Origin of the sequence: Streptomyces sp. NPDC057638, from assembly GCF_042800315.1 — a bacterium.
Taxonomy (GTDB): Bacteria; Actinomycetota; Actinomycetes; order Streptomycetales; family Streptomycetaceae; genus Streptomyces.
Window position 1 is genome coordinate 1 of the sequence record NZ_JBHVHF010000316.1, and the last position, 8,540, is coordinate 8,540.

5 protein-coding genes are annotated in these 8,540 nt (G+C 70.3%); 2 read left to right on the forward strand and 3 right to left on the reverse strand.

The annotated features are described in order from the left end of the window. Positions 1–26: 26 nt before the first annotated feature. Positions 27–4,970: an NAD-glutamate dehydrogenase gene (locus tag ACFVIM_RS29420; protein ID WP_384307562.1), complete on the reverse strand. Its 4,944-nt coding sequence runs from the start codon at positions 4,968–4,970 to the stop codon at positions 27–29. A gap of 616 nt (positions 4,971–5,586) precedes the next feature. On the opposite strand from ACFVIM_RS29420, the gene ACFVIM_RS29425 reads away from it, so the two are divergent. Then, positions 5,587–6,144 carry a DJ-1/PfpI family protein gene (locus tag ACFVIM_RS29425; protein WP_384307565.1) on the forward strand — a complete coding sequence of 186 codons (558 nt, stop codon included), beginning with the start codon at positions 5,587–5,589 and terminating at the stop codon, positions 6,142–6,144. Between the two features lie 206 nt (positions 6,145–6,350). Here the strand turns inward: ACFVIM_RS29425 and ACFVIM_RS29430 are convergent, their stop codons facing one another. Both ACFVIM_RS29430 and ACFVIM_RS29435 read right to left on the reverse strand, forming a co-directional pair. Then, positions 6,351–7,019, reverse strand: a complete 669-nt coding sequence (locus tag ACFVIM_RS29430) for an HAD family hydrolase (RefSeq protein WP_384307567.1) — start codon at positions 7,017–7,019, stop codon at positions 6,351–6,353. 58 nt (positions 7,020–7,077) lie between these two features. Continuing rightward, on the reverse strand, positions 7,078–7,584 hold the full coding sequence (locus ACFVIM_RS29435; protein ID WP_384307569.1) for a DUF6912 family protein: 507 nt from the start codon (positions 7,582–7,584) through the stop codon (positions 7,078–7,080). A gap of 320 nt (positions 7,585–7,904) precedes the next feature. On the opposite strand from ACFVIM_RS29435, the gene ACFVIM_RS29440 reads away from it, so the two are divergent. After that, positions 7,905–8,384 (forward strand): Rv3235 family protein, encoded by a 480-nt coding sequence (locus tag ACFVIM_RS29440; RefSeq protein ID WP_384307571.1) that lies wholly within the window; start codon positions 7,905–7,907, stop codon positions 8,382–8,384. The last annotated feature ends 156 nt before the right edge of the window (positions 8,385–8,540 follow it).

Below are 8,540 nucleotides of genomic sequence, written 5' to 3' on the forward strand. Positions count from 1 at the left end.
CCCTGATCCGGCCCCTGACCGTCAGGTCAGCTGTGCGTCCGCAGCAACTGCCGCATGGTCCGCATCGCCACCGAGAGATTGGCCAGGTCGAAGGTGTCCGAGCCCTGGATCTCCTCCAGCGTGGTCCGCGCCCGGCCCAGGATCGAGGAGTACTGCCCCTCCCAGGTGGTGAACCGCTCCTCCGGGGTCGAGGCCCCGTTGCCCACCGACAGCACGTCCGCCGTCAGCATCGCGTGGGCCGCGTAGAGGTCCTCACGGATGGCGGCGCGGGCCATCGACTGCCAGCGGTCGGCCCGCGGCAGCTCGATGATCCGGTCCATCAGCTGGGTGATCCGCAGCCGGTCGGCCAGGTCGTAGTAGACCTCGGCGACCGCGATCGGCTCCTTCTTCATCCGGTCCGCGATGGCCACGATGTCCAGCGTCGGGAAGGCCGAGGAGAACCCGGCCACCCGGGCGGCCAGCTCCTCGGGCACTCCGGCACCGGTCAGCTCGGCCAGGATGCCCTGGTACCACTCCTGGTCCGCGCCGCGCAGCATCTTCGGCAGCTCGCTCCAGACCTGCTCGACCCGGTCGGCGAAGAAGTCGATCGTCTCGGCCAGCTCCAGCGGCTGCGGCCGGTTGCCGAGCAGCCAGCGGGTGCCGCGCTCCACCAGCCGGCGGGAGTGCAGCCGGATCCGGGTCTGGACCTCGGCCGCGACCGTGTTGTCCAGCTCCTCGACCGCGTCCCACACCGCGCTCAGGCCGAAGATCTCCCGGGCCGCCGTCTGGGCCCGCACGACCTCCTCGATCGAGGCGCCGGTCTCCTCCCGCAGCCGGTGCAGGAAGGTCGAGCCACCCGTGTTGACCGTGTCGTTGACCAGCACGGTCGTCACGATCTCGCGACGCAGCGCATGGCCGTCGACCGCGTCGGGGAACCGCTCCCGCAGCGGCTTGGGGAAGTAGGCGTGCAGCAGCTTGCGCAGATAGGCGTCGTCCGGCAGCGAGGTCCGGATCAGCTCCTCCGCCACCGTGATCTTGGTGTACGCCAGCAGCACCGCCAGCTCCGGCTGACTGAGCCCCTTGCCCTGGCCGAGCAGCTCGCGGATCTGCCGGTCGTTCGGCAGGAACTCCAGCGCCCGGTCGAGCGCCCCCTCCCGGGTCAGCCTGCGCATATACCGCTGGTGGGCGTGGAGCAGGGAGGACGACTGGGCGACCGCGTTCGTCAGGGCGACGTTCTGCGCGTAGTTGTTGCGCAGCACCAGGGCCCCGACCTCGTCGGTCATCTGCGCCAGCAGGGCGTTGCGCTGCTTGACCGTGAGATCGCCGTCGGCGACCAGCTGGTTGAGCAGGATCTTGATGTTCACCTCGTGATCGGAGGTGTCCACTCCGGCGCTGTTGTCGATCGCGTCGGTATTGACCTTGCCGCCGTTACGGTCGAACTCGATCCGCCCCAGCTGGGTGAGCCCCAGGTTGCCGCCCTCGCCGACGACCTTGACCCGCAGCTCCTCGCCATTGACCCGGATGGCGTCGTTGGCCTTGTCCCCGACATCCGCGTTGGACTCGGCCGACGCCTTCACATACGTACCGATACCGCCGTTCCACAGCAGGTCCACGGGGGCCTGGAGGACCGCGCGCATCAGCTCGGCCGGGGTCATCTTGGTGACCCTGCCCTCGATCCCGAGCGCCGCCCTCATCTGGGCGTTGACCGGGATCGACTTGGCGGTACGGGGGAAGACACCGCCCCCGGCCGACAGCAGCTTGGTGTCGTACTCCGCCCAGCTGGAGCGCGGCAGCTCGAAGAGGCGGCGGCGCTCGGCGTAGGAGGTCGCCGCGTCGGGGGTGGGGTCGATGAAGATATGGCGGTGGTCGAAGGCGGCCACCAGTCGGATGTGCTCGCTGAGCAGCATGCCGTTGCCGAAGACGTCGCCGGACATATCGCCGACGCCCACGACCGTGAAGTCCTGGGTCTGGGTGTCATGGCCCAGCTCCCGGAAGTGGCGCTTGACCGACTCCCAGGCGCCCCGGGCGGTGATGCCCATGCCCTTGTGGTCGTAGCCCATCGAACCGCCGGAGGCGAAGGCGTCGCCGAGCCAGAAGTCATAGGCGACCGCGACCTCGTTGGCGATGTCCGAGAAGGACGCGGTGCCCTTGTCGGCGGCGACCACCAGATAGGTGTCGTCGCCGTCGTGGCGCACCACACCGCGGGGCGGGACGACCTCGCCCGCCACCATGTTGTCGGTGATGTCGAGCAGCGCCGAGATGAAGGTCTTGTAGCAGGCGACGCCCTCGGCGAGCCAGGCGTCCCGGTCCACCGACGGGTCCGGGAGCTGCTTGGCGACGAAGCCGCCCTTGGCGCCGACCGGCACGATCACCGTGTTCTTGACCATCTGCGCCTTGACCAGGCCCAGGATCTCCGTACGGAAGTCCTCCCGCCGGTCCGACCAGCGCAGCCCGCCCCGGGCCACCTTGCCGAACCGCAGGTGCACGCCCTCCACCCGGGGCGAGTAGACCCAGATCTCATACGCGGGGCGCGGCGCGGGCAGGTCGGGAATGGCCTGGGGGTCGAACTTCATCGACACATAGCCGTGGTGCGCCCCGCCCGACGCCTCCTGGAAGAAGTTGGTGCGCAGGGTGGCCTTGATGACGGTGAGGAAGGAGCGCAGGATGCGGTCCTCATCCAGGCTGGCGACCTGGTCGAGCGCGCCGTCCAGCTCCTCCAGCAGCCCGTCGGTCAGCTCGTTGCCCGCGCTCTGGCGCTCCGGCGCCATCCGCGCCTCGAAGAGCGAGACCAGCAGCCGTGTGGTGTGGACATTGGTACGGAGGGTGTCCTCCATATAGTCCTGGCTGAAGGTCGAACCGGCCTGACGCAGATACTTGGCGTACGCCCGCAGCACCATCGCCTCGCGCCAGGTCAGCCCGGCGCCGAGGACCAGCGAGTTGAAGCCGTCGTTCTCCGCCTGTCCCGTCCACACGGCGGCGAAGGCGTCCTGGAACCGCTCGCGGGCGTCATCGCCCACGTAGTCCCCGCCATTGCCGGTGTGCGGCATCCGCAGCCCGAAGTCATAGATCCAGGCGAGCGAGCGGTCCGCGCAGCGCAGCTCGTAGGGACGCTCGTCGACGACCTCGCAGCCGAGCCGCTGGAGCACCGGCAGTACGGCGGAGAGCGAGACCTGCTCCCCGGTACGGTAGATCTTGAAGCGGCGCTCGCCGGGACCCGCGCCGACCGGCTCGTAGAGCGAGAGCGCGAAGTTCTGGCCGGAGCTGGTCAGCTCCTCCAGATGGACCAGGTCCGCGACGGCGGCCCGGGGCGAGTGGTCGGCCTTGTACCCCTCGGGGAAGGCGTTGCCGTAACGGCGCAGCAGCTCGGCGGCGCGCTCCTCGCCCAGCTCCGCGTTGAGCGCGTCCGCGAACCCGTCCGCCCAGGAACGGGCGGCCTCCACCAGCCGCGCCTCGATGCGCTCGGTGTCGGCGTCGGTCAGATGCGGCAGCTCGGTGCCGGAGGGGACCCGGACGACGAAGTGGATCCGGGAGAGGATCGATTCGGTGTTCCACGCGGTGAAGTCGACGCTGGTGCCGCCGAGCTCCTCCTTGAGGATGTCGATGATCCTCAGCCGCACCCCGGTGGTGTAGCGGTCGCGCGGCAGGTAGACGAGGGCGCTGTAGTAGCGGCCGTACTCGTCCTGGCGCAGATACAGCCGGAGCCTGCGGCGCTCCTGGAGGTAGAGCACGCTGGTCACGATCGAACGGAGCTGGTCGACCGGGGTCTGGAACAGCTCGTCGCGCGGGTAGGTCTCCAGGATCTGGAGCAGGTCACGGCCGTCGTGGCTGTTGGGCGAGAATCCGGCGGCGTCGAGCACCTCGGCGACCTTGCGGCGGATCACCGGCACCCGGCGCACCGACTCGGTGTAGGCGGCGGACGAGAACAGCCCGAGGAAGCGGCGCTCCCCGATCACATTGCCCTCGTCGTCGAACTTCTTGACCCCGACATAGTCGAGGTAGCTCGGCCGGTGCACGGTCGCCCTGCTGTTGGCCTTGGTGAGGACCAGGAGCTTGTGCTCGCGCGCCTTGGCCCGGGCGTCGGCGGGCAGCCTGCTGAACGACGGGCTGACCGGGTGCGCGTCGTCCTCGCTGTGGTGCGGGTCGGAGCGCAGGACGCCCAGGCCCGTGCCGGGAACGGCGGACAGGGAGTCGCTTCCCGTCAGCTCGTACTCCCGGTAGCCGAGGAAGGTGAAGTGGTCGGCCGCGAGCCAGCGCAACAGCTCCCGGGCCTCCTCCACCTCCTGGTCGAGCAGATCGGCGGCGATCGGCTCCTTCGGCAGCTCGTCGGCGATGCGCAGCGCCGCTTCGCGCATCTTCTCCCAGTCCTCGACGGCCTCACGGACATCGTTGAGGACCCGCAGCAGGTCGGCGGTGATCTGCTTCAGATCGGCGCGGTCGGTCTCGCGGTCGATCTCCACATGGATCCAGGACTCGACCAGCGCGTCATGCGGCCGGTCCTTGGCGCGGGCGGTGTGCCGGGCGTCCGGCAGCACCTCGATCAGCTTGCCGGTCACATCCCGGCGGACGGTGACCTGGGGGTGGATCACCACGTGAATACCCCGGCCCTGCCGGGAGAGCTCGTTGGTGACGGAGTCCACCAGGAACGGCATGTCGTCGGTGACGACCTCGACCACGGAGTGGCTGCACATCCAGCCGTTCTCCTCGACGGTCGGGGTGTGCACCCGGACGTTCGCCGTGCCCTGCGGACGGTTCTCCGCCAGCCGGTAGTGCGAGACGGCCGCCCCATAGACATCGACCGGGTCACGGTCGGTGAGGTCCTCGGGCGCCGTGTGCAGGTAGTAGCGCTGGAGATAGCCGAGCAGGGTGTCCCGGTCCGGACGTTGCCTCTGCTCGGCCCCGGAGTGGAGATGTCCCCCACCCGGGCTGCTCTCAGCTACGCGGGCCGCCCGTTCGAGCAGCTCGGCCTTGGCTTCGTCCAGCTTGGTCTGCATGTCCTCTGGCTCCTGTCGCGCGCCGTTGCGTGACGTAGGTGGAAGATGCGACGCGACGCCACGGCACGGGGTGTCCGGTCCGTTTCGACGTTACGTGGCGATGAGAGTGGTCCGAGCCCCGTTCGGTGAGAGTGAACGCTCGGGCCGGTAGGAGAGGATCAGCCATCGCCCGGGTGCGGTGGCACTCCGGGCGCGGGCGGGGGGCTCCGCTGCCCCCACGGCATATCGCGCTGATCACGGCTCCAGGCTATCGCCCCGTACCCCATCACCGTCATGAGCCGTATGTGTACAAAAGCGGGTCCCGAAGTTTGACGCTGTGGACAGCGACACAGGCCCTCTTGGCGAACAGGTCCCGCCGGAGCGGCTCGGCGACGACCGCGCACCGTCACGTTTCGTCACCCACCTTGACACACAAGGTCAGATTTGCCCCGATATAGCGGCTTCTATCCCCCTCACCGCTGACGCCCCATCCCTCACACCTCCCTGACCCCTTCCACTCACCACCCTCTCCCTCGTCTCGGTTCACACCTCTTGGCTTGTTCTCCTCCCACCACTTCCCTTCTCTCCCTACGCTCCCTCTCGTTCACCGTTGCACGCGTACTCACCAGGAGCAGCCATGACAGCCAAGGTCCTGATCCTCACCGGCGACGCCGCCGAGTCCCTGGAGGTGCTGTACCCCTACCAGCGCCTGCTGGAGGAGGGCTACGAGGTCGACATCGCGGCGCCCACCCGCAAGAAGCTCCAGTTCGTGGTCCATGACTTCGAGCCGGGCTTCGACACCTACACCGAGAAGCCGGGCTACACCTGGCCCGCCGACCTGGCCTTCTCCGAGGTCGACCCCGGGCAGTACACGGCGGTGGTCATCCCCGGCGGGCGCGCCCCGGAGTACCTGCGCAACGACCCGGAGCTGCGCAAGATCCTCAAGGCGTTCTTCGACGCGGACAAGCCGGTGGCCCAGATCTGCCACGGCCCCCTGCTGACGGCGGCGATCGGCGGCCTGGAGGGCCGCAGGGTCACCGCCTATCCCGCACTGGAGCTGGATATGCAGTCGGCGGGTGCCAGCTTCCAGGACGCCGAGGCCGTGGTGGACGGCGGCCTGGTCTCCTCCCGCGCCTGGCCGGACCACCCGGCCTGGATGCGGGAGTTCCTGAAGGTCCTCCGCGCCCGGGGCTGACGCCCCGGCACCCGCGCCCCGCCGACGACCGGCACGCTCCCCCAATCGGGTGAAATCGCCTGGGCCTCGGCGGGGCCCGCCCCGGCCCCCGCCGCAAACCTGCCCCGGAGCGCCCTCACAGCCCCGCCCCGGGCACCCGCTTTCCCCCACCCGGGTGAACCCACGCCCGCCTCACGGCTCACGGCTCACGGCTCACGGCTCACGGCTCACGAGGCCAGGCGTATCGCCTCCTCCACGGCTTCCGCCAGGGTGTCCACCACGGGCACCCCCGCCGCCTCCAGGCTCACCCTGCTGTGGGATCCCCCCGTGTACAGCACCGCCCGCGCGCCCACGTGCGCCGCCGCCTTCGCGTCGTCCACCGCGTCCCCGATGACCACCGTGCGCTCCGGATGCGCCATCCCGGTCAGCGCGGTCAGATGCCGCTCCATGTGCTCCGCCTTCGAACCCCCGGAGGGACCCGTCCGCCCGTCCACGCGCACGAAGTGACCGTGGATCCCATAGCCCCGCACCAGCGGCACCAGTTCCTCATGGCCGTACATGCTCAGCAGGGACTGACTGCCGCCCGCCCGGCGCCACTCCCCCAGCAGTTCCTCGGCACCCGTGGTGAGCCCGCAGGCCAGCCGGTGGTCGGCGTAGTGACGGTGGAAGGCCTCGTCCATGACCTCCCACTCCGCCTGGGAAGGCATCCGGCCCAGCAGCCGCTCATAGAACAGCGGGATCGGTATGCAGTACAGCTCGCGGTAGCGCTCCAGCGTGATCGGCTCCAGGCCGAGCTCCGCGAACGCGGCGTTGGTGGCCCCGATGACCGCCACCACATCGTCGAACAGCGTGCCGTTCCAGTCCCAGACCAGATGTGTCCCCGTACGAATCCCCATGCCAAAAACCGTACCCCCTGGCTCTGACAATCGGCTCCCGCCTGCACAAACGCCGGGATCAGCTCAGGATGTCGGGGATCTCCTGAACACCGAACCAGAGCAGCTCGTGGTCGTCGGCGCCGTCCACGGTGCCCCGGGCGTCCTCGTCGCCCCCCTCGGCCGCCGCCAGCGCGAGAGCGGCGGCGGTGACATCGGCCTCCGCGTCGTCCGCGTCCACATGGACCGCGGCGGCCGCGGACAGCGGCACCGCGCGGGCGATGGTCACCTCGCCGACCGCGTCGGTTTCCCCCGCCCGACCGGGATCGGTCACGGTCTCCCCGTCCTTGATGTCGACGGCCACCACGACCCGGCGCCCGGCGGCCCCCGGCTCCCGCGCGATCAGCCGCAGCGAGGCGGCGGCGGCCCGGCCGAGCGCCGCGTACTCCAGCTCCTCCTCGTCGTCGGAGCGGTACCACTCGCGCAGCCCGGGTGTGACGGCGTACGCGGCCACCGGGCCGGGCCCCAGGACACCGGCCCGGTGCGCCCCGGCGAGACCGGAGAGGGTCAGGGGAACGTACACGCGCATGGATGACCGCTCTCTTCGTCGGGGAAGGCCCCGGTCACCGTCGCCGGGAGCCCCCTCAGGATACGTGCGGACCTCCCCCGTCGGGATGGCTCCCCACCACCGCGGGAGCGCTTTCCACCTCCCCACCCGGTCACCGTCGCACCCCTTCTGACCAGGGCGTTACCGCCCGGCCTCACCTGGATAGGCGATCTTTGCGGCGCGGCGTCACCCGCCTGGGCCCCCGTTGCGCGCTCGCCCCGTCTCCCGTACAAGGTCAGCAGCAAAGTTACCGACCGGTATCACCGGGATACCGGACCTGACGCATGACGGGGGCGGTACGGATGGACAGGACACGGCCGGTGGTCGACCGGGGCAGGCCGGGCGGGCGCGGCGATCAGCGGCGGCCCGGCGGGCGCCGGGACACCCGACGGCCCTCGACGGTGGCGGCCACGGCGCTGGCTCGCGCGCAACGGGAGACCAGCCCGCCCTTCTGGTTCGCGGACCGGCTGCTGGCCGTACTCAGCGGCTTACGCCCGGTCCACTGGATGCTCGGCCACGCCGGGGGCGAGGCGTACGAGCAACTGATCCGGCTCGCCCCCGAGGCACCCCTGCGGACGGGGACCCGGGTCAGGCCCGCCGTACGCGACTGCGGGGAGTACCACCCCGGGCCGGGAGTGATCGAGGCGTTCGCCCGGATCAGCGTGGGCAACCGGATCAGCGCCATGGCCTTCCGGCTGGAGCGGGGCGCCGACCAGCGCTGGCGCTGTGTGGCCGTGGAAGTGGGCGGCGCACACACCACTGCCGGAGACGGCCGGCGTTAGGCCGTGTCCCCGAGGCCCCGTCCGTCCGCCGTGCCCTGGGGCATGCCACCGCTCTCACCAGGACACGCGTGGTCACGGGGACATGCCTCACCCGCCCATGACGACGCTCCCACGACAGCGACGCACGGCCGGGGGCCGGACACCACACAGGTGTCC

Excerpts from the sequence above, each read along its gene's own strand:
- ACFVIM_RS29425 (WP_384307565.1), top strand. The coding sequence starts at position 5,587 with ATGACAGCCAAGGTCCTGATCCTCACCGGCGACGCCGCCGAGTCCCTG.
- ACFVIM_RS29420 (WP_384307562.1), bottom strand. The coding sequence starts at position 4,970 with ATGCAGACCAAGCTGGACGAAGCCAAGGCCGAGCTGCTCGAACGGGCG.
- ACFVIM_RS29440 (WP_384307571.1), top strand. The coding sequence starts at position 7,905 with ATGGACAGGACACGGCCGGTGGTCGACCGGGGCAGGCCGGGCGGGCGC.
- ACFVIM_RS29430 (WP_384307567.1), bottom strand. The coding sequence starts at position 7,019 with ATGGGGATTCGTACGGGGACACATCTGGTCTGGGACTGGAACGGCACG.
- ACFVIM_RS29435 (WP_384307569.1), bottom strand. The coding sequence starts at position 7,584 with ATGCGCGTGTACGTTCCCCTGACCCTCTCCGGTCTCGCCGGGGCGCAC.